This is a genomic window from Actinosynnema sp. NPDC023794 (assembly GCF_040639675.1).
Classification (GTDB): domain Bacteria; phylum Actinomycetota; class Actinomycetes; order Mycobacteriales; family Pseudonocardiaceae; genus Actinosynnema; species Actinosynnema luteola.
In genome coordinates, this window is the sequence record NZ_JBFAFR010000003.1 from 393,502 (window position 1) to 412,909 (window position 19,408).

The following is a 19,408-nucleotide window of genomic DNA, read 5'->3' on the forward strand; positions in this document are numbered from 1 at the left end:
CGCTGAGCGCGAACATTCAGCCGTTCGGCGACACCGGGGGTGACCGGGGTCACCGAGGCGGTGCAAGTTAGGGGAACCTCGGTAAGGTTAGGCAAGCCTCAACCCCACGCGACATCTCGAACCGACGAGGACCTTCTGGACATGACCGTACCGGCGCGGACGACGGTGTGCGACGTGACGACCCCCGTCGCGCGGACGCTCGGGCAGGTGTCGCTGTACGAGGGTTTCGAGATGCGGTTCGGGCTGCCGGCCGAGCGTGGCGACTGGGTCCTGTGCTCGGAGTTCACCGGCGAGCCGCAGCGGTTCGACGCGTGGCGCAAGGCGCTGGCGGAGTGGCTGCGGGAGCAGCACGGCGAGGCGCCCGAGCGCACCACGGCCGGGTACGTCATGAGCTGGTACCTCAACGTCGTCGGCGTGCTGGGCGGGCTGCTGTTCCACACCGCGCGGCGGGTGCCGTCGCTGCGGCCGGCCGACGTGGCGATCAAGGTGGCGGCCGCTGGCCGGCCGCACGTGGTGGGCGTGGCGTTGTTGAACGACGAGTTCGCGTGCCTGCCTGACGACCCGGAGGGCGACCACCCGGCGGCGACGGCGGTGGCCGACGAGACGGCGTTGGCGGCGTTGCTGAGGGCCCGGTTCGCGGCGCACAGCGCGCAGTTCGTGGGCGCGTTCGGGCCGACCGTGCGGCTGGGGCGGCGGATGCTGTGGGCGGCGGCCACGGACGCGCTGGACAGCGCGGCGTGGACGGCGGGTCAGCTGTGCGGCGACGAGACGGCGGGCGTGATGGACGCGGCGCTGCTGCTGCCGGCCAAGCTCGACCCGTTCACGTCGGCGTCGACCCTGAAGGCGACGGACACGGGCTGGACCCGCCGCCGCGAGAGCTGCTGCTTCCACTTCGTGCTGCCGAACGCCGACGCCTGCGCCACCTGCCCCCGCACCTGCTGACCCGCGCGTGTCGAACCTCCAGCGCCCGCGTGTCGAACCCTCAGGCCCCGCGTGTCGAACCTCCAGGACCCCCGAGTTCGACACTCAGGTCAGCCGTCCGCGTCCTGAACGTTGAATTCAGGGGTCCTGAGCGTTCGACACGCGGGACGGGAGGGTTCGACACGCGGGTTAGTGGTGGTGGTGGCCGATGGGGATGACCAGAGGGGTGTCGGAGACGGGGTCGGGGACGACGCGGGCGGCCAGGCCGAAGACGTCCAGCAGGTTCGGCTCGGTCAGCACGTCGGACGGGGCGCCGGACACGACGATCCGGCCGTCCTTCATCGCGACCAGGCGGTCCGCGTAACGGGCGGCCAGGTTCAGGTCGTGCAGGACCATCACCACCGTCCGGCCGAAGTCCCGGTGCAGCCGGTGCACGAGGTCCAGCACGTCGACCTGGTGCGCCAGGTCCAGGTAGGTCGTCGGCTCATCCAGCAGCAGCAGGTCGGTGCCCTGCGCCAGCGCCATCGAGATCCACGCCCGCTGCCGCTGCCCGCCGGACAGCTCGTCCACGGTCCGGTCGGCCAGCTCCGCCATACCCGTCATCTCCAGGGCCGAGGCCACCGCCGCCTCGTCCTCCGGCGACCACTGCCGGTACCACGCCTGGTGCGGGTGCCGCCCGCGCGCCACCAGCTCGGCCACGGTCAACCCCTCGGGCGCCTGCGGCGACTGCGGCAGCATCGCCAGCACCTTCGCCACCTCACGGGTCGGCGTCCGGTCGATCCGCTTGCCGTCCAGCACCACCGCGCCCGAACGCGCGGGCAGCAGCCGCCCCAGAGCGCGCAGCAACGTCGACTTGCCGCACCCGTTGGGCCCGATCACCGCCGTCACCGAACCGGACAGCACGTCCAGATCCAGCTCGGACACCACCAGCCGCTCCCCGTACCCCACGGACAGCGACTGCGCCTGCAGCCGAACAGCGGTCATACCCGTGCCTCCCGGCGACTGCGGACGAGCAGGTACATCAGATAAGGAGCGCCGAGCACCGCCGTCACCACGCCGACCGGCAGCTCGAACCCTCCGAACGCGAGCCGCGCGACCAGGTCCGACACGACCACCAGCAGCCCACCGACCACGGCCGACCCGAGCAGCGGCGGCGTGGCGGTCCCGGCCACCCGCAGCGCGATCTGCGGCGACGCCAGCGCCACGAACGCCACCGGTCCGGCCGAAGCCGTGGCCACGGCCGCCAGCACGACCGCGATCAGCAGCATCACGCTGCGCGCCCCGTTGAGCCGCACACCGAGCCCGCGCACGGTGTCGTCGTCGAACTGCAGCGCGCCCAGCAGCCGCGAGCCGACCAGGGCCGCCGGGATCAGCACCGCCAGCGCCAGCCCGACCGGCACGACGTGCTCCCACCCGCGCCCGTTCAGGCTGCCGGTGATCCACACCATCACCCGCGCCGCGTCGGTCACGTCGCCGACGGTCAGCAGGTAGTGGGTGAAGTTGCCGGTCACGGCCGAGACGCCGATGCCGACGAGCACCAGCCGGAACCCCTCGATCCCCCGACGCCACGCCAGCCCGTGGACCAGCAGCCCGGCCAGCAGCCCGCCGCCCAGCGCCGCCAGCGGCACGCCGACCGTCGCCATCGTCCCGCCGACCGCGCCCATCGACCCGGCGAACGTGATCACGGTGACCGCGCCCGCCCCCGCGCCCCACGTGACGCCGAGGATGTCCGGGCTCGCCAACGGGTTGCGCGCGACCGACTGGAAGACCGCGCCCGCCACGCCGAGCGCCGCGCCCACGAACACCCCGGTCAGCGCCCGCGGCAGCCGCAGGTCCAGCACGATGAACCGCTGCCCGCGCTGCCCGCCGCCCAGCAGCACGTCGAACACCTGCCCCAGCGGGATCGGGAAGTCGCCGCGGGCGACGCTCACCGCACCCGCGAGCACCAGCAGCGCCAGCCCGACGACCACCACGGCGACCGGCCGCCACCGCAGCGGCCCCGACACGGGTCCGACCCGGAAACCCCTGTTCAGGACCGCCCCGTCCACGACGCCCTTCACAGCTTCACCAGCTTCCGCCGCCGCACCAGGGCGATGAAGAACGGCGCGCCGACCAGCGCCATCACGACACCGACCTCCAGCTCGCCCGGCCTCGTCACGACCCGTCCGACGACGTCCGCGACCAGCAGCACGATCGCGCCGATCACCCCGGCGAACGGCAGCAGCCACCGGTGGTCCGGCCCGGTCAGCGCCCGTGCCGCGTGCGGCACGACGAGCCCGAGGAACCCGATCGGCCCGCACGCCGCCACCGCGCCGCCCACCAGCAACGTCGTCGCGACCACGCCGACGACCCTGGTCGCCGCCACCCGCTGCCCCAGCGACCTGGCCACGTCGTCACCCAGCGCCAGCGCGTTCAGCCCGGGCGCGTTGGCCGCCGCCAGCACGAGCCCGAGCACCAGGAACGGCAGCACCTGCCACAGCACGACGAGGTCGCGCCCGGCGATGCCGCCGACCTGCCAGAACCGGAACGCGTCGAGGCTCTGCCGGTCCAGCAGCACGATCGCGGACACCAGGCCGTGCATGAGCGCGCTCACCGCCGCGCCGGCCAACGCCAACGTCACCGGCGTCGGCCCGGTGCGCCCCGACCCCAGCAGGAACACCACGACGCTGGCCACGAGCGCGCCGCCGAACGCGAACCACACGTACCCGTAGAGGCTGGTCACGCCCAGCGTGAAGATCGACAGCACGACCGCGAACGCCGCGCCCTGCGTGACGCCGAGGATGCCCGGGTCGGCCAGCGGGTTGCGGGTGTGACCCTGCATCAGCGCGCCGCCGACGCCCAGCGCGACACCGACCGCGATGCCGAGCAACGTGCGCGGCACCCGCAGTTCGCGGACGACGAGGTCGTTCTCCAGCCCCGTCGGCGCGGTCAACGCGTGCCAGACGTCCGCGATCGGGATGTCCTTCGCGCCGATGGCGACGCTGGCGAGCCCGACCAGGGCCAGGAGCCCGACGAGCAGGGCCAGGCGGGCGAGGCGGAGGGCCACGGCGCTCGCTCCTCCCACGGCTACCCGACCTTTGGTGAGGTGAGCCTAACCGAACACGGTCCGATCACCGCCGAGCACGCTCCGTGCCGCCGAACGGTCGAGTCGTTGATCACCTGAGTGCGACCGCCGATCCGCACAATGGATCTTCACAACTCCGACGACGAGTCCGAAAAACAACCGAAGGGGCGCCGGAGGATTCCGGCGCCCCTTCGTCGATTGACGTAATTGCCGTGGCCTGCGCCACGCGCACAACTCGCGTCAGCCCTGCTGGTGGTAAGCCTCCAGCACCTCGGCCGGGATGCGCCCGCGATCGGAGACCTTCATCCCCTGCTTGCGCGCCCACTCCCGAATGGCCTGGTTCTGCTCGCGATCCGCCGAAGCCGGACGAGCTGCCTTCACACCGGCCGGACGACCCGGGCCGCGCTTGCGGCCGCCCGCCTTGCGGGCACTGGCGACGAAGTCGGCGAGAGCGTCGCGGAGCCTGCCCGCATTGCTCGCGGAAAGGTCGATCTCGTAGGACACGCCGTCCAATCCGAAGCCGACCGTCTCCTCCGCCTTCCCACCGTCCAGGTCATCGACCAGGGTCACGGTGACCTTCTGCGCCATGCGTATCCTCCTGGACTCGAATGCGCGGTGTTCCCCGACCGCGACCTAAAGCATTGGCGAGTGCAGGTTAGCGCACAACTGGAGGAATGCGCCGCCTGGAGTCCGAGAAGTTACTCATTCCGGGCGCACGAGGGGGAACAGGATCGTCTCCCGGATACCGAGACCGGTGAGCGCCATCAGCAGCCGGTCGATGCCCATTCCCACACCACCGCTCGGTGGCATTCCGTACTCCAGTGATCGCAGAAAGTCTTCGTCGACCGGCATCGCCTCGGTGTCACCGGTCGCCCCCAGGCGGGCCTGGGCTTCCAACCGCTCCCGCTCGACCACCGGGTCCACCAGTTCCGAGTATCCCGTGGCCAACTCGAAACCGCGCACGTACAGGTCCCACTTTTCGGCCACACCCGGCCGGGTGCGGTGCTGACGGGTGAGCGGCGAGGTCTCCACCGGGAAATCGCGCACAAACGTCGGCGCGTGCAGGGTGTCGCCGACGAGGTGCTCCCACAGCTCCTCGACCAGCTTGCCGTGCCCGAGCTTCGGGTCCGCGTCCAAGCCGTGCTTGTCGGCCAGCTCGCGCAACCGCTCCGAAGAAGTTTCGGGCGTGACTTCCTCGCCCGCCGCTTCGGACAAGGAGTCGTACATGCTCAACGTGGTCCACTCGCCGCCGAGGTCGTACTCGGCGCCGTCGACCAGCGTCACCACGTGCGAACCGGCGACCGCCATCGCGGCTTCCTGGATCAGCTCCCGGGTCAGCACCGCGTTCGTGTCGTAGGTGGCGTACGCCTCGTAGTACTCCAGCATGGAGAACTCGGGCGAATGCGACGAGTCCATGCCCTCGTTGCGGAAGTTGCGGTTGATCTCGAAGACCTTCTCGATACCGCCCACCACGCACCGCTTGAGGTACAGCTCGGGCGCGATCCGCAGGAACAGGTCGATGTCGAGCGCGTTCGACCGGGTCACGAACGGCCGGGCGCTCGCGCCGCCCTGCAACGTCTGCAACATCGGGGTCTCGACTTCGATGTAACCGCGCCGGTGGAACGACTCCCGCAACGAGCGCACCACGGCGGCCCGGTTGCGCACCGTGTTCCGGGCCTGCTCGCGCAGGATCAGATCCACGTACCGCTGGCGAATGCGGGTTTCCTCGGCGAGTTCCTTGTGCGCGACCGGCAACGGGCGCAACGCCTTCGCCGCCATGGACCACCGGTCCGCCATCACCGACAGTTCGCCGCGGCGGGACGTGATGACCTCGCCGTGCACGAATACGTGGTCGCCCAAGTCGACCTCGGACTTCCATTCGCCGAGCGACTGCTCGCCGACGCCGTTCAGGCTCAGCATCGCCTGGAGTTCGGTGCCGTCGCCCTCGCGCAGCGTGGCGAAGCACAACTTGCCGGTGTTGCGGATGAACATGACCCGGCCGGTCACACCGACCTCAACACCGGTCGCGGTGTCCGGTTCCAGTCCCTGATGCGCTTCGCGCACCTCGCGCAACGTGTGCGTGCGCGGTACTTCGACCGGATACGGGTCGACCCCGCGTTCCAGCAGTCGCGCCCGCTTCTCCCGGCGCACCCTCAGCTGCTCGGGGAGATCGTCGTCGCTGGTCGCGGAACCGGTCGCTGGCTGCTCACTCACAAGACGAAGAGTACGGAAAGACCACTCGGGAAATCGAACCGGATCTCACTAGGCTCTTGCGGGTGACGGGAGATGACTTGCGGGCCCGGCGGGCGAACTCCTTCGGAGCGCACGCCTCGGCGTACGCGCAACACCGACCGGACTACCCCGCCGAGGCCATCCGCTGGGTGCTGGAGCCGCTGGGCGAAGGGCCGCACCAGGTGCTCGACCTCGGTGCGGGCACGGGCAAGCTGACCGGCGGGCTGCTCGCCGAGGGGCACCACGTGACGGCGGTCGAGCCGGACGAGGCGATGCTGTCGGAACTGGTGCGGCACCACGGCGCGGCGCGCGCGTTGCCCGGCAGCGCGGAGCGGATCCCGGTGCCGGACGGCACGGTCGACGCCGTCGTGGTCGGCCAGGCGTTCCACTGGTTCGACCCGGCGCGCGCGATGCCGGAGATCGCCCGCGCGCTGCGGTCGGGTGGCGTGCTGGCGGCGATGTGGAACGACTACGACGATTCGGCGCCGTGGATGGCGGAGTTCGTCCGGACCGCGCAGTCCAGCGTCAGCGCGCAGGACGAGCTGGCCTTCGACCCGATGACGAGGCACGAGCTGTTCACCGACGCGGTGCGGCGGGTCTTCCCGCACGTGCACCCGCGCACCGCCGAGTCCCTGGTGGCGATGGTCAACACGCACTCGCACGCCCTGGTGATCCCGGAGGAGGAGCGGGCCGAGCTGAACGCGCGGATGCTCGCGTTCCTCAAGTCCCGCCCCGAAACCGCCGAGGGCGAGTTCGACCTCCCCCTGGTCGCCTACGTGACGCGCGCGCGCCGAGTTTGATTGCCGCTGCTCCGCGGACGGCGGCGAGGTCGCCGGGAAGTCGACCTCGCGGGGGCAGGGGCGATCAAACGCGGTTCCGCTCGAAGACCAGGCGCAGGCCCAGCAGCGTCAGGTCCGGCACGTGCGCCTGGATGGTGGCCGACTCGGTCACCACCAAGGGCGCGAGGCCGCCGGTCGCGATGACCGTGACCGGGCCGGGCTCGCTGAGCTGCAGCTCGTCCACGATCCGGCGCACCAGGCCGTCCACCTGGCCGACGAACCCGTAGACGATGCCGGACTGCAGGCACTCCACGGTGTTCTTGCCGATCACCGACCGGGGCCGCACCAGTTCGACCTTGCGCAGCTGCGCGGCGCGGGCCGCCAGGGCGTCGACGGAGATCTCGATGCCCGGCGCCAGCGCGCCGCCGAGGAACTCGCCCTTCGCCGAGATCACGTCCAGGTTCGTGGACGTGCCGAAGTCGACGACCACGCACGCCGTGCTGTGCAGGTGGTGCGCGGCCAGCGTGTTGATCACCCGGTCGGAGCCGACCTCCTTGGGGTTGTCCACCAGCAGCGGCACGCCGGTCCGCACGCCCGGCTCCACCAGCACCTTCGGCACGCCCGCGTAGTACCGGCCGAGCATCACGCGCAGCTCGCGCAGCACCGCGGGCACGGTGGACAGCGCCGAGATTCCGGTGATCTTGTCCGCGTACTCGCCGAGCAGGCCGCGCATCGTCAGCGCCAGCTCGTCGGCGGTCATCCGGGCGTCGGTGCGCATCCGCCAGTCGCGGATCAGCGCGGCGGACTCGCCCGTGCCGTCGTACAGGCCGAGCACGATGTTGGTGTTGCCGACGTCGATGGCGAGCAGCACAGCGCTTCCCCCTAGTCCTCGGCCTGGATCAACGCGTCCAGCGCCGCCGCGTCCTCGGTCTCCGCCGCCACCGGCTCCGGCAGCGCGGTCGCCGACCCGTTCACCAGGCCCGAGCCCTCCGGCGCGTGCGCCGGGTCCGCGCCGAGCTCGACGACCTTGTTGTCGGCGTCGACGAAGACCACCTTGGGTTCGTACACCCGCGCCTCGGCGTCGTCCATCTGCCCGTAGGCGATGAGGATCACCAGGTCGCCCGGCTTGACGAGGTGCGCCGCCGCGCCGTTGATCCCGATCACGCCGGTGCCGCGCTCGCCGGGGATGACGTAGGTCTCCAGGCGCGCGCCGTTGGTGACGTCCACGATCGCGACCTGCTCGCCGGCCAGCAGGTCGGCGGCCTCCATCAGGTCCTCGTCCACCGTGACCGAGCCGACGTAGTGCAGGTCGGCCTGCGTGACGGTGGCCCGGTGGATCTTCGACTTGAGCATGGTGCGGAACATGGCGGTCCCCTTACTCGTCACCGGTGCCGAGCAGCACGGCGGCATTGTCGATCAGTCGGGTGGAGCCGACGCGGGCGGCCACCAGCAGGCGGGCGTCGCCGTTCTCCGGCGCCGGGCCGAGGTCGGGCGCGCGCAGCTCGAGGTAGTCGAGGTCGACGCCGGGCTCCGCCGCGAGCGTGTCGCGCGCGGCCTTGAGCACGGCCTCCGCGCCCTGGCCGCTGACGTACGCGCCGGCCACCAGGGCGGCGGACAACGCGGTCGCGGCGGCGCGCTCCTCGTCGGACAGGTAGCGGTTGCGCGAGGACAGCGCCAGGCCGTCGGGCTCGCGCACGGTCGGCACGCCGACCACGTCCAGGCCGAAGTTCAGGTCGCGCGCCATCCGGTGGATCAGCGTGAGCTGCTGGTAGTCCTTCTCGCCGAACACCGCGTAGGTCGGCTGCACGATGTTGAACAGCTTGGCGACGACGGACAGCACGCCGGCGAAGTGGCCGGGGCGGGTCCTGCCCTCCAGCTCGTCGCCGAGCGGGCCGGGGTCCACCGTCACCGTGCTGCCCGGCAGGTACATGTCGTCCGCGGACGGGGCGAACACCAGGCCCACGCGCTCCTCGCGGCAGAGGTCCACATCGGAGTCGAAGCTGCGCGGGTAGCGGTCGAAGTCCTCGTTCGGGCCGAACTGGGTCGGGTTCACGAAGAGGGAGACGACGACCACGGTGTTCTGCATGACCTGCGCTTCGCGGATCAGCTGACGATGACCCGCGTGCAGCGCGCCCATGGTCGGCACCAGGGCGATGTTGCGGCCGGCCGCCTTCAACGCCTTCGTGACGCGGCGCAGCCGATCCGGGTCGCGGTGCACCGTCACGTCGTTCGGCGTGTAGTCGTCCTTGGTGAGCGGCTTGGTCATGCTTGTCCCTCGAGGGTGGTGCGGACTTCGGACGCGAGTTCGGGCTTGAGCAGCCCGGCGGCCTGGGCGCGGGCCGCGGTGCGGAGCGCGAGGATTCGGTACGCGGGGAGCGCCTCGGTGTCCGCGAGCACCGCCAGGTGCTTGGCCACGGTGCCCGCGTCACCGCGCGCGACGGGGCCGGTGAGGGCGCGGTCGCCGTGCCGCAGGGCGTTGTCCAGGGCGGCGGACAGCAGCGGGCCCAGCATCCGCTCGGCGTCCTGGATGCCCGCGTCGCGCAGCAGGTCCGCGCAGTCGGCGACCAGCGTGATCAGGTGGTTGGCGCCGTGCGCGAGGGCGGCGTGGTAGAGCGGGCGGGCGGCCTCGGGCACGCGCACCGGTTCGGCGGACATCTCCACCACCAGCGCCTCGCCGACGTGCCACGCGACCTCGTCGTCGTCGGCCGCCGTGACGCCGACCGAGCAGGCGTTCATCCGCTGCACGTCCTCGGCGCGGCCGGTGAACGTCATCACGGGGTGCAGGGCCACGCACAGCGCGCCGAGCGCGGCGGCGGGCCGCAGCACGTCCACGCCCTGCGCGCCGCTGGTGTGCACGACGATCTGCCCTGCGCGCAGCGAACCGGTGGCGACGAGGCCGCGGACCAGGCCGGGCAGCTCGTCGTCCGGCACGGCGAGCAGCACCAGGTCGGCGGAGGCGGCCACCTCGGGCGGCGACAGCACGGGCACGTCGGGCAGCAGCTCTTCGGCGCGGCGCAGCGAGTCGCGGGAAACGGCGGAGACAGCGCTCACGACGTGTCCCGCCCGGGACAGCGCGGCGCCCAGCACCGAACCCACTCGGCCGGCCGAGATGACTCCCACGGCCAACCGCGCGGGGCGGGGGGTCGCGTCCATGCGACGTACTCCTTCACCGCGGCGTTCCAGTCCCGATGCTCGGGTACCGGACGACGGCCGCGAGCGTAATCCGGTGTGCTGCGGTGGGCCGTCAACTGCGACGAACGCCACCCGCGGCCTTCAGCGCGCCCGGCGCGTCCACGGCGGCCTGACGTGCGGCGACGAGGGCGGCGAGCAGCTTCTCGTGACGTTCCTCCGCGTCGTGGCCCGCGGTGCCGTTGGCCATGCGGTGGCGCAGGAACGCCAGTTCGGTGGCGGCGACCTGGTAGCCCGCGACCGCCTTGGCCGCCTGGTCGCCGACGCGCCGCCGCACCGTGCGCCGCCACCGGCTGCGGCCCTGCAGGCTGGCCAGCAGGGTGACCTCGCTGGAGGCGATCCACTTGTTGGCGGCCATGGCGGGCAGCTGGCCCGCGACGATCCGCTGCTCGCGGCGGCGCTGCCAGACGACCATCAGCACCATGCCGGCGAAGATCGGCACCATGATCAGGAAGTACAGGTTGATGAAGGTGGAGCCGGTGCCGACGGTGGTGGAGAAGTTCCACAGCGAGTGCAGGCCGGCCGCGCCGAGGTAGCCCAGGACCGGCGCGGCGATCCGCACCTTCCGGCTCGTGGTCATGGCCGCGATGCCGATCCCGATGCCGGTCATCGACGTGAACAGCGGGTGCGCGAACGGCGAGAGCACGCCGCGCAGGATGAACAGCGCGATCACGCCGCTGCTCAGGTCGCCGAAACCGCTGTCGGAGAAGACGCGGGCGAAGTACCAGATGTTCTCGGTGAACGCGAAGCCGGCGGCCGTCACGCCCGCGTACACCACGCCGTCCACCACGCCGTCGAACTCCTGGCGGCGGCGCAGGAACAGCACCACGATGAACGCGGCCTTCGCGGCCTCCTCGGTGATCGGCGCGCCGACCACGGCGGCGAACGTGCTGCCGTCGCCGCCGTCGATGAGCTGGCCGAGCACGTGCGCGCTCTGGTTGAACACCAGGGAGGTGATCGTCGCGCCGCACGCGCCCCAGAGGAACGCCAGCAGCAGGATCTTCGCGGGCTCCGGCTCCCAGCGGTCGACCCACAGGTAGGCGCCGATCACCGCGAGGACGGGCAGCAGCGCGGCCACCGCCCCGACCATGATCGGCAGCAGTCCGGTCTGAGACGTGCCGAGGCCGAGCAGGACCAGGCCGCACACGCCCAACGCGATCAGGCCCAGGACCGGGAGCAGGACGGTCCAGCGCTGCTGGTCGACGCGCTTGCGGGCGGGAGTGGTCACGGTGGGAAACCTTAAAGGGACACTTGACCGGTGGTGGACTCGGAAGCCCTGTGGCGGGCGGCGTTGTACGGGCCGACCGGGTTCTTCACCCGTGGTGAGGTGCCGGCCGACCACTTCCGCACCGCGCCGCTGGTGGGTCCTGAGCTGGCCGAAGCGCTGCTCGTGCTGCTCCATCGGGTGGACCTCGCGCTCGGTCGGCCCCCGCGGCTGGATTTCGTGGACGTGGGCGCCGGTGGCGGTGAGCTGGCGGGTGCGGTGCGGTCCTCGGCGTCGGGTGCGCTGGCGGCGCGGTTGGTGGTCACGGCGGTGGACGTGGGGCCGGCGCGGTCGGTGCCCGGGGTGCGGTGGACGTCGACGCTGCCGGACTCGGTGTGCGGGTTGTTGGTGGGGCACGAGTGGCTGGACGCGGTGCCGTGTCCGCTGGTCACGGGCCCGTCGTCGCACCCCTGGCTGGACCGGTGGTGGCCGGTGGGCGAGGGGGAGCGGGCGGAGATCGGGCAGCCGCGGGACGTGGCGTGGGCGGGTGCCGTGTCGCGGGTGGCGCGCGGTGCGGCGTTGGCGGTGGACTACGGGCACGTGCGGGCCGACCGGGTGGCGGGGAGGTACGCGGCGGGCACGTTCGCCGCGTACCGGGGCGGGCGCCGGGTGGAGCCGGTGTTCGACGGGACGTGCGACCTGACGGCGCACGTGGCGCTGGACGCGTGCGCCGAGGCGGCCGGTGGCGAGTGGGTGCTGGTCTCCCAGCGGGACGCGTTGGCCGCGTTGGGCCTGGTCGGCACGGTGTCGCCCGGTGCGCCCGACTGGCTCGGCGCGGCCGAGCGGGCGTCCCGGATCGCCGAGCTGCGGGCCGAGGGCGGGTTGGGTTCGTTCGGCTGGCTCCTGCACGGCGTCGACGTGCCGGTGTCGTCCCTGCTCCCGCCCCTGCCGCCGTGGCGGCCCTGAGGCCTACAACGCCCAGGGTGGGGTGATGCGCTGGTCACCGACCAGGCCGGTGATCCCGACCGACGTGGCGACCAGGACCTTGGCCGGCCCACCGACCAGCTGGAACTCCACGTGCGGCGGCACGACGACCGTGTCGCCGGCGCCCGCCTCGACGTCGTTGACGGTCACCCGGCCCTCCAGCACGTGGAACACCTCCTCCTTGTCGACCTGGTGCCGTTCGCTCCTCGCGTCCGCGGGCACCTCGACGGTCCACAGGGCGATCTGCGTGCTGCCGCCGTTGGACGGGCCGGCGTGGGGGTGGAACACGAAGCCGTGGCGCTCGAACATCGCTCTCCAAACTAGTCAATCAAGTTGTCTAGTTGCAGACTAGGCGACCGTGGAACCCGTGTCGATGCTGTTCGCCAGAACGTTCCGCGCGATGACCGACCGCTTCCACGAACGGCTGGCCGATCGCGACCTCGAACCACTGCGCCCGGCGCACGGCTTCGTCTTCCGCTACCTCGCCGCGCAGCCCTCGGCCACCGCCGTCGACCTCGCCGCCCACCTGGGCGTCTCCAAGCAGGCCGCCACCAAGACCGTGGCCGAGCTGGTCGACTGGGGCTACGTGCGGCGGGCGCCCCACCCCACGGACCGCCGCGCCCACGCGTTGACCCTCACCGGCAAGGGCCGGTCCTACCTCCGGTTCGCCGACACCCTCTGGTCGGAGTTGGAGGACGAGTTCGCCTCCGTCGTCGGCGCGGAACGGCTGGCCGTCCTGCGCGAAGCCCTGGAGACCTACCTCGCCGACGCCGACGCGGAGGGCATCCGCCCCGTCTGGTGATCGCCCAGTGCGACGGCCGAAGACCGCCGGCGACGACATCCGGTCCGGGCGAAGGTCGAGCGCATGAGAATCCACGCGCTGCCGGACGACGTGCTGGACCGCGCCCGTGAGCGCGCCGGCGCCGACGAGCACCACGAGTGGCACGCCGAGTCACCCGGCGCGCCGCTGCGCTGCTGCCTGCGCAAGGCCGAGCCGGGCGAGCCGGTGGTCCTCTTCCGCCACCGCCCCGCCTCGGGCGCGGGACCGTACGAGGAGCTCGGCCCGGTCTTCGCGCACGCCGAGCCGTGCGACGGGCCGGCGACCACCGCGGCGTTCCCCGAAGCGTTCCGCCACGCGCCGCGGACCCTGCGCGCCTACACCGCCGAAGGCCGCATCCACGGCGGCGAGATCGCCGACCCAGAGCACCTCGCCGACCGCGTCGCCGCGCTGCTCGACGACCCGGACGTGGCCGAGATCCAGGTCCGCAGCGTGTCCCACGGCTGCTTCCTGTTCGCGATCACCCGCGATCGGCCCTTGCCCCCGAACGGCGGCACGGCCGTGCGACGATGACCGGGTGGAGATCACCGTTGGCGTGGGCGCCGGTGCACGCCACCTCGGCGTGGACCGGGTGGTCGACCTCGGCCCCCTGCACCCGTCCGCGCACGGCGCGTACCGGTTGCGCCTGACGGTCCGCGACGACGAGGTCATCACCGCCGCCGCTCCCCTGGTCGGCCACCTGCACCGGGGCGCGGAGAAGCTGTTCGAGGTCCGGGACTACCGGCAGGTCCTCACCCTCGCCAACCGGCACGACTGGCTCGCCGCCTTCTGCAACGAGCTGGCCGTCGCGCTGGCCGTGGAGCGCATGACCGGCATGGACGTCCCACCGCGCGCCCAGGCGCTGCGGGTCCTGCTGTGCGAGCTCAACCGGATCATGGCGCACCTGGTGTTCCTCGCGCCGCTCACCGGCGCCCGCGACCGCGACGCCGTGCAGGCCGTGCTGGAGGAGGCGTCCGGCGGCCGGATCCACTTCATGGCCAACCGGATCGGCGGCCTGCGCGAGGACGTGCCCGCCGGCTGGACCGGCCGGGTGCGCGAGGTTCTGTCCACTGTGGACCCCGGTGAGGCGCCGGAGGGGTTGGCGGGCCTCGGTGTGCTCGACCGCGACGCCGCGCTCGCGTACGGCGTCACCGGTCCGATCGGCCGGGCGTCCGGTGTGGACTTCGACCTGCGCCGCGACGACCCGCTGCCCGGCTACCGGAACCTGGACGTGCGGCCCGTGGTCCGCACCGGGGGCGACGCGCTGGCCCGCGTCCGCGGCCTGGTGGACGAGGTCCGCCACTCCGTCGCGCTCGCGAACCAGTGCCTGGACCACCTGCCGGCAGGGCCCGTGAACCTGCGCCTGCCCAAGGCGGTCAAGGCGCCCGAGGGCTCGGTCTACACGTGGGTCGAGGCGCCGCTGGGCACGTCCGGCGTGCACCTCGCGTCCCGGGGCGAGAAGACGCCGTGGCGGCTGAAGCTGCGCACGCCGTCGTTCAACAACGTGCAGGCCCTGTCCGCGCTGCTGCCCGGCACGAAGGTGGCCGACCTGCCCGCCGTGCTCGGGTCGTTCGCCGTGGTCGTCGGCGACATCGACAAGTAGTCGGTGCGGCTAGTCCTCGCGGCGACGGCGGCGGCGCGGCGAGTCGCCGCCGCCGAACGCGGCGAGCAGCTCGCTGACCGACTTGCCGTCCGCGTGCGCCCCGGCGGGCTCGGCGGGCTCCGGCGCGCTGCGCCTGCCGGCCGGCTTCGGGGTGTCCTCCCACGAGTCCCAGCGCTCTTCGGCCCGACGCCTGCCACCCGACTCGGCCGCGGGCTCGGCGGCCCGGCGACGGCCCTCGGGCGTCACGGAGGCCGACGCGGAATCCGCCGAACGACCGCCGATCGACTCCGGCTCGACCACCGGGCGGTGGCCGCCGGTCGGCTCGGCCGCGCGGCGCGACCGGCGCGCGTCGTCCTCGGGCTGCGCCCGGCGCGCGGTCTCGGCCACCGGGACGTACTCACCGGTCAGCTCGGCCCGCGTCACGGGTCGGCGCGCCGGGTCGGGGCGGCCGACCGACCGCTGCTCACCGGTCGTGCCGATCCGACGACCGGCCTCGCCACCGGCGACGGACCGCTGCTCACCGGTCTGCTCGGGACGGCCCACCGGCCGGTGCTCGCCCGTCAGGTCCGGCCGCGCAGCCGGCCGGCGGACGGGTTCGACCGGGCGGTGCTCACCGGTCAGCTCCACCCGCGCGGTCGACGGTCGGCGGGGCTCGGCGGGCACCGAGCGCTGCTCGCCGGTCGACTCGGTCCTCGGCACGGCCCGCTGCTCACCCGTCCGCCGAACGGCGCCGCCGGCACCCTCGGGCCGCCGCACGGGATCCTCGGCCAACGCGTCCCGGCTGATCATCTCGGTCCGGTCGGCCACCCGGCTGCGCCGCTGCACGGTGTGCTCGGTCTTCGACGGCTCGGCGGGCCGAGCGGCCGGCGCCGCCGGCGGGGCCAACCGGGCCGCCAGGTCACGGCCCACGCGCTCCGTCGGCTCCTGCTTGGGCGCCTCCCGCCGCACCACCACCGGCGGCGTCGGGCGGGGCTGGGCCGTCGCGCGGGCGGGCTCACGGCGCACCGGCTGGGCCTGCTCGCGCCGCGCGGGCTCGGGGCGCGTCGGTTCGGGACGCCGCACCTGGTCCTTGCGCGAGGTGTCGACGTTGACCCGTTCGATCAGCTCGGTCCGCTCGACCCGCTCCACCTGCGGCGTCTCCGCGGCCTTCTTCGTCACCGGCACGGCGGCGCCGGCGTTGATGATCCGCTGGTCACCCACCGCCATCAACCGCGACTGGTCGGACAGGGCGCGCATCCGGGTCGACTCGGCCCGCAGCGCCACCCGCTCGACCAGCACCTCGCCGCCGAGCAGGGCCTCCAGGTTCTCCCGCAGGGCGCGCAACTCGCCGCGCAGCGCGTCCAGGTCGTCCTTGGCCTCCTCGCGCACCCGCTTGCGGGTCTCGGCCTCGACCTCCAGCTCGTACTCGCGCCGTGCGGCGATCTCGCGTTCCAGCTCGAGCTCGTAGACCGACTGCAGGTCGGCGACCTCGTCCTCGCGCTCGGAGACCTGCTTGCGGTAGCGGGCCGCGAGGAACGCGCCGACCAGCGCCGCCCACAGCGCGGCGACGACGGCCAGCCGCAGCCAGCGGGCGTTGTCGCTCAGCACCAACACCGCCGCGGCACCGAGTGCGAGCGTCAACGCCGCTACCAGCAGCAGTCGCCCAGAGCCACGACCGTGATCTTGCTGCTCGTCATCGTCCGACGCGCCTCGCCCGGTCATGGCGTCTACCGTACCGGTCAGTTACCCGATTGAGACCTCGGCGTCCGCATCTATTGATCGAGGTGCGGGTCGTCGGGCGTCTTGCAGCACCGCTCCAGCCACAACGCGGCGGCGATGAGCAGCGCCGCGCAGCCCGCCCCGACGCTCGCGCTGAGCACGTCGTGGTCGGCCGCCTCGAACTCGCCGCGCGCCGGCAGCACGTACACCAGCACGCCCGCCCACGCGCCCAGCATGATCGCGCCGAGCAGCGACGACGCCTTGGCGAACGCCACCGCCCGGGCCGCGGTCAACGGCTCGACGGGCCGCGCGCCCGGCTTGCGCAGGATGCGGGCGCGCAGCGAGAACGCCAGCCACAGGTTGACCGCGGCGATCACCAGCAGGGTGAACCCGGCGAACGTCGGCAGCGGCGGCAGCGTGTCGTAGGCGAGCCTGATCAGCAGGTGCGCGAGCAGGCCCGCGACGAGTCCGGCGGCGAGCAGGTCACGGGGCTTGGTGAACCTCACCCCACCATCGTCCCCGACTACTCGACCAAGGCGGTGTCGCGCCTGCCGAACAGCGACAGCTCGGACAGCCACGGCCCCGGGTCGGTGTCCCAGTCCAGCGCGCGCACCTGGTCGTCGTCACGCCGCCCGCCCAGCACGCGCAGCAGCTCGAACGACGACGTCCGCAGCGCGCCCGCCGGCTCGCCCTCGCCGACGACCCGGTCACCGTGCTCCAAGGTGATCCGCAGCGCGGGCAGGTGCTTGGCCCGCAGCCGCTTGTCCAGGTCCTGCAGCGGTCGCGTCAACGCCGCCCGCACCGCCACGTTGTCCCGCTCGCCCGGCTGCCCCAGGGCAGTGCGGATGTCGTGCTCGTGCGAGATGATCTCGGCGATCAGCACCGCGCCCATCGGCGAGTCGAACAGCCCCTCGGCGATCTGGAAGTTCCGCTCCCACTCGACCAGCAGCTCGCCCAGCGTGCGGCCACGCCGGTCGTGCACCTGACGCTCGCCCCACGAGCCGTCGTCGACGCCCTCGAACCGCCGCTCGGTGAAGTCGCCGAGCCCACCGGCCAGGTGCGCGACCACGTCCCGGACCGTCCACCCCGGGCACGCCCCGACCGGCGCGTCGGGATCGCCGCCGGTGACCAGGCTGATGATCCGCCGCCGTGCGGCGTCGTAAGTGACCGCGTTGCTCATCGCGCCACCTCCGCGCCAACGCTAACCCCGCCGCGCGGACGCCGCAGGGCTGATCACCTCAGCCGAAGATCATCCCGTCGGGTGACGCCGCCGAGGTCGAGGCCGGCGAGCAGGTCGCGTGCCGGGCCGTGCCCCGGCACGACCGCGTCCGGCTCCACGTCCACCCACGGCGCCAGCACGGACGCGCGGTCGTGCGCGCCGGGGTGCGGCAGCAGCAGTTCCGGGTCCGACGACCGCACGCCGTCCACCGTCACGACGTCCACGTCCAGCGTGCGCGGACCCCACCGCAGCTCCCGGACCCGTCCGGCGGCCCGCTCCACCGCCTGCCCGCGCCGCAGCCAGCCCCACTCGTCCACGTCACCGGAGACGATCAGCACCGCGTTGAGGAAGTCGGGCTGGTCCGTGACGCCCCACGGCGCGGTCTCGTACACCGGTGACGCCGCCACCAGCACGTCGGCGAACCCGGCCACCGCGAGCCGCAGGTAGCCGAGCCGGTCGCCCAGGTTCGAGCCGAGCGACAGCACCGCCCTAGTCACGCGAGCGCCGGATCGTCACCGCGACGTCCTCGAACGCCAGCGGGATCGGGGCCGACGGCTTGTGCACCGTCACCTCGGTCGCCCGCACCCGCAGGTCGGTCATCACCTCGTCGGCGACCTTGCCCGCCACCGTCTCGATCAGGTCGTACGGCCCGCCGGCCACGATCGCCGCCGCACGCTCGGCCAGCTCGCCGTAGTGCAGCGTCTCCCGCAGGTCGTCCGTGGCCGCCGCGCGCGACAGGTCCAGCCACGCGGTGATGTCGACCAGGAAGTCCTGCCCGTCGCGCTTCTCGTGCTCGAACACGCCGTGGAACCCGCGCACCCGCAGGCCGCGCAACGAGATCCGGTCGGAAATCCCGCCCACCTCCGCCGAGCCCGCTCCGTCAGCCCGCATGGCCCTGCCTCCACGCCCGCGCCACGGCCACCGCGTCCAACGAGCGGTCCACGTCGTGCACCCGCACGCCCCACGCGCCGACGAACGCCGCCAGCGCCGACACCGCCGCCGTCGCGTCCTCCCGGCCGTCCGGCGCCCGGTCGCCGAGCAGGGCGCCGAGGAACCGCTTGCGCGACGCGCCGACCAGCACCGGGAAACCCAGCTCCAGCAACGAGCCGAGCCCGTGCAGCAGCTGCCAGTTGTGCGTGGCGTCCTTCGCGAAACCCAGCCCGGGGTCGAGGATGATGTCGTCCGACGCCACACCGGCGGCCAGGGCGGCGTCCACCTGGCGGCACAGCTCGTCGCGCACCTCGCGCACCACGTCGTCGTACACGGCCAGCCGGTCCATCCGCCTGCTGTGCCCGCGCCAGTGCATCAGCACGTAGGGCACGCCCGCCGACGCCACCAGGGGCGCCATCGCGGGGTCGGCCAGCCCGCCGGACACGTCGTTCACGATCGACGCGCCCGCGTCCAGCGCCGCGTGCGCCACCTCGGCCCGCGTGGTGTCCACGCTGACCGGCACGCCCTCCGCGACCAGCGCCCGGACCACCGGCGCGACGCGCGCGGCCTCCACCTCCGGCGACACCCGGTCCGCACCGGGACGCGTCGACTCGCCGCCGACGTCCACCAAGTCCGCGCCGCGGCGGAACAGGGCCACGCCGTGCGCCACCGCGTCGTCCAGGTCGAGGTACCGGCCGCCGTCGGAGAAGGAGTCCGGGGTGACGTTGAGCACGCCCATCACCACGCAGTGCCCCGGCCTGGGCACGC

23 protein-coding genes are annotated in these 19,408 nt (G+C 73.0%); 6 read left to right on the plus strand and 17 right to left on the minus strand.

Annotation, left to right across the window (positions count from 1 at the left end):
• Positions 1 to 141: 141 nt before the first annotated feature.
• Positions 142 to 942, plus strand: coding sequence for a (2Fe-2S)-binding protein (locus AB0H12_RS10425; protein ID WP_499622339.1), 801 nt, complete (start codon positions 142 to 144; stop codon positions 940 to 942).
• A gap of 168 nt (positions 943 to 1,110) precedes the next feature.
• Here AB0H12_RS10425 and AB0H12_RS10430 read toward each other — a convergent pair whose 3' ends face one another.
• The 5 genes from AB0H12_RS10430 to lysS all read right to left on the minus strand — a co-directional run bounded on the left by AB0H12_RS10430 (position 1,111) and on the right by lysS (position 6,199).
• A complete protein-coding gene (locus tag AB0H12_RS10430) occupies positions 1,111 to 1,905 on the minus strand; it encodes an ABC transporter ATP-binding protein (protein ID WP_499622340.1) in 795 nt (264 codons plus the stop codon).
• Entirely contained in the window at positions 1,902 to 2,981 is a 1,080-nt protein-coding gene (locus AB0H12_RS10435) for a FecCD family ABC transporter permease (protein WP_499622342.1), read from the minus strand. Before AB0H12_RS10435 ends, AB0H12_RS10430 begins: the two co-directional genes overlap by 4 nt.
• Positions 2,978 to 3,967, minus strand: coding sequence for a FecCD family ABC transporter permease (locus tag AB0H12_RS10440; protein WP_499622343.1), 990 nt, complete (start codon positions 3,965 to 3,967; stop codon positions 2,978 to 2,980). Before AB0H12_RS10440 ends, AB0H12_RS10435 begins: the two co-directional genes overlap by 4 nt.
• A 258-nt stretch (positions 3,968 to 4,225) precedes the next feature.
• Positions 4,226 to 4,573: a histone-like nucleoid-structuring protein Lsr2 gene (locus AB0H12_RS10445; RefSeq protein WP_053715841.1), complete on the minus strand. Its 348-nt coding sequence runs from the start codon at positions 4,571 to 4,573 to the stop codon at positions 4,226 to 4,228.
• Between the two features lie 114 nt (positions 4,574 to 4,687).
• Entirely contained in the window at positions 4,688 to 6,199 is a 1,512-nt protein-coding gene (gene lysS, locus AB0H12_RS10450) for a lysine--tRNA ligase (protein ID WP_499622344.1), read from the minus strand.
• 62 nt (positions 6,200 to 6,261) lie between these two features.
• Here lysS and AB0H12_RS10455 point away from each other — a divergent pair, with 62 nt between their 5' ends.
• A complete protein-coding gene (locus AB0H12_RS10455; RefSeq protein WP_499622345.1) occupies positions 6,262 to 7,017 on the plus strand; it encodes a class I SAM-dependent methyltransferase in 756 nt (251 codons plus the stop codon).
• Positions 7,018 to 7,081: 64 nt separating this feature from the next.
• On the opposite strand, the gene AB0H12_RS10460 is transcribed toward AB0H12_RS10455, so the two are convergent.
• The 5 genes from AB0H12_RS10460 to AB0H12_RS10480 all read right to left on the minus strand — a co-directional run bounded on the left by AB0H12_RS10460 (position 7,082) and on the right by AB0H12_RS10480 (position 11,413).
• Positions 7,082 to 7,867, minus strand: a complete 786-nt coding sequence (locus tag AB0H12_RS10460; protein WP_499622347.1) for a type III pantothenate kinase — start codon at positions 7,865 to 7,867, stop codon at positions 7,082 to 7,084.
• An 11-nt stretch (positions 7,868 to 7,878) separates the two neighbouring features.
• Positions 7,879 to 8,361: an aspartate 1-decarboxylase gene (gene panD, locus AB0H12_RS10465; RefSeq protein WP_230569962.1), complete on the minus strand. Its 483-nt coding sequence runs from the start codon at positions 8,359 to 8,361 to the stop codon at positions 7,879 to 7,881.
• Positions 8,362 to 8,371: 10 nt separating this feature from the next.
• Entirely contained in the window at positions 8,372 to 9,262 is an 891-nt protein-coding gene (gene panC, locus AB0H12_RS10470) for a pantoate--beta-alanine ligase (protein ID WP_499622349.1), read from the minus strand.
• The gene (locus AB0H12_RS10475) at positions 9,259 to 10,149 is read right to left on the minus strand and encodes a Rossmann-like and DUF2520 domain-containing protein (RefSeq protein ID WP_499622351.1); all 891 of its coding nucleotides are present in this window, start codon (positions 10,147 to 10,149) and stop codon (positions 9,259 to 9,261) included. The genes panC and AB0H12_RS10475 overlap by 4 nt, the downstream gene beginning before the upstream one ends.
• A 91-nt stretch (positions 10,150 to 10,240) precedes the next feature.
• Complete coding sequence (locus AB0H12_RS10480) at positions 10,241 to 11,413, minus strand: PrsW family intramembrane metalloprotease (RefSeq protein WP_499622352.1); 1,173 nt, start codon at positions 11,411 to 11,413, stop codon at positions 10,241 to 10,243.
• 30 nt (positions 11,414 to 11,443) lie between these two features.
• Here AB0H12_RS10480 and AB0H12_RS10485 point away from each other — a divergent pair, with 30 nt between their 5' ends.
• Positions 11,444 to 12,355 carry an SAM-dependent methyltransferase gene (locus tag AB0H12_RS10485; protein ID WP_499622353.1) on the plus strand — a complete coding sequence of 304 codons (912 nt, stop codon included), beginning with the start codon at positions 11,444 to 11,446 and terminating at the stop codon, positions 12,353 to 12,355.
• Between the two features lie 3 nt (positions 12,356 to 12,358).
• Here the strand turns inward: AB0H12_RS10485 and AB0H12_RS10490 are convergent, their stop codons facing one another.
• Positions 12,359 to 12,682: a cupin domain-containing protein gene (locus AB0H12_RS10490; protein WP_499622355.1), complete on the minus strand. Its 324-nt coding sequence runs from the start codon at positions 12,680 to 12,682 to the stop codon at positions 12,359 to 12,361.
• Between the two features lie 64 nt (positions 12,683 to 12,746).
• On the opposite strand from AB0H12_RS10490, the gene AB0H12_RS10495 reads away from it, so the two are divergent.
• The 3 genes from AB0H12_RS10495 to AB0H12_RS10505 all read left to right on the plus strand — a co-directional run bounded on the left by AB0H12_RS10495 (position 12,747) and on the right by AB0H12_RS10505 (position 14,793).
• On the plus strand, positions 12,747 to 13,175 hold the full coding sequence (locus AB0H12_RS10495; protein ID WP_499622530.1) for a MarR family winged helix-turn-helix transcriptional regulator: 429 nt from the start codon (positions 12,747 to 12,749) through the stop codon (positions 13,173 to 13,175).
• Between the two features lie 63 nt (positions 13,176 to 13,238).
• Positions 13,239 to 13,724 carry a DUF1203 domain-containing protein gene (locus tag AB0H12_RS10500; protein WP_499622356.1) on the plus strand — a complete coding sequence of 162 codons (486 nt, stop codon included), beginning with the start codon at positions 13,239 to 13,241 and terminating at the stop codon, positions 13,722 to 13,724.
• A gap of 4 nt (positions 13,725 to 13,728) precedes the next feature.
• Positions 13,729 to 14,793, plus strand: coding sequence for an NADH-quinone oxidoreductase subunit D (locus AB0H12_RS10505; RefSeq protein ID WP_499622357.1), 1,065 nt, complete (start codon positions 13,729 to 13,731; stop codon positions 14,791 to 14,793).
• 9 nt (positions 14,794 to 14,802) lie between these two features.
• On the opposite strand, the gene AB0H12_RS10510 is transcribed toward AB0H12_RS10505, so the two are convergent.
• Genes AB0H12_RS10510 through folP form a run of 6 tightly spaced genes read right to left on the minus strand, consistent with a single transcriptional unit; the run spans position 14,803 to position 19,379 of the window.
• Entirely contained in the window at positions 14,803 to 16,494 is a 1,692-nt protein-coding gene (locus AB0H12_RS10510) for a DUF6779 domain-containing protein (RefSeq protein WP_499622358.1), read from the minus strand.
• Positions 16,495 to 16,544: 50 nt separating this feature from the next.
• The gene (locus AB0H12_RS10515; RefSeq protein ID WP_499622360.1) at positions 16,545 to 16,997 is read right to left on the minus strand and encodes a DUF3180 domain-containing protein; all 453 of its coding nucleotides are present in this window, start codon (positions 16,995 to 16,997) and stop codon (positions 16,545 to 16,547) included.
• A 17-nt stretch (positions 16,998 to 17,014) separates the two neighbouring features.
• On the minus strand, positions 17,015 to 17,671 hold the full coding sequence (locus AB0H12_RS10520) for a maleylpyruvate isomerase family mycothiol-dependent enzyme (protein WP_499622362.1): 657 nt from the start codon (positions 17,669 to 17,671) through the stop codon (positions 17,015 to 17,017).
• Positions 17,672 to 17,724: 53 nt separating this feature from the next.
• A complete protein-coding gene (gene folK, locus AB0H12_RS10525; RefSeq protein WP_499622364.1) occupies positions 17,725 to 18,207 on the minus strand; it encodes a 2-amino-4-hydroxy-6-hydroxymethyldihydropteridine diphosphokinase in 483 nt (160 codons plus the stop codon).
• Complete coding sequence (gene folB, locus AB0H12_RS10530; RefSeq protein WP_053715911.1) at positions 18,200 to 18,562, minus strand: dihydroneopterin aldolase; 363 nt, start codon at positions 18,560 to 18,562, stop codon at positions 18,200 to 18,202. Before folB ends, folK begins: the two co-directional genes overlap by 8 nt.
• A 28-nt stretch (positions 18,563 to 18,590) precedes the next feature.
• Positions 18,591 to 19,379, minus strand: a complete 789-nt coding sequence (gene folP, locus AB0H12_RS10535) for a dihydropteroate synthase (RefSeq protein WP_499622531.1) — start codon at positions 19,377 to 19,379, stop codon at positions 18,591 to 18,593.
• Between the last annotated feature and the right edge of the window lie 29 nt (positions 19,380 to 19,408).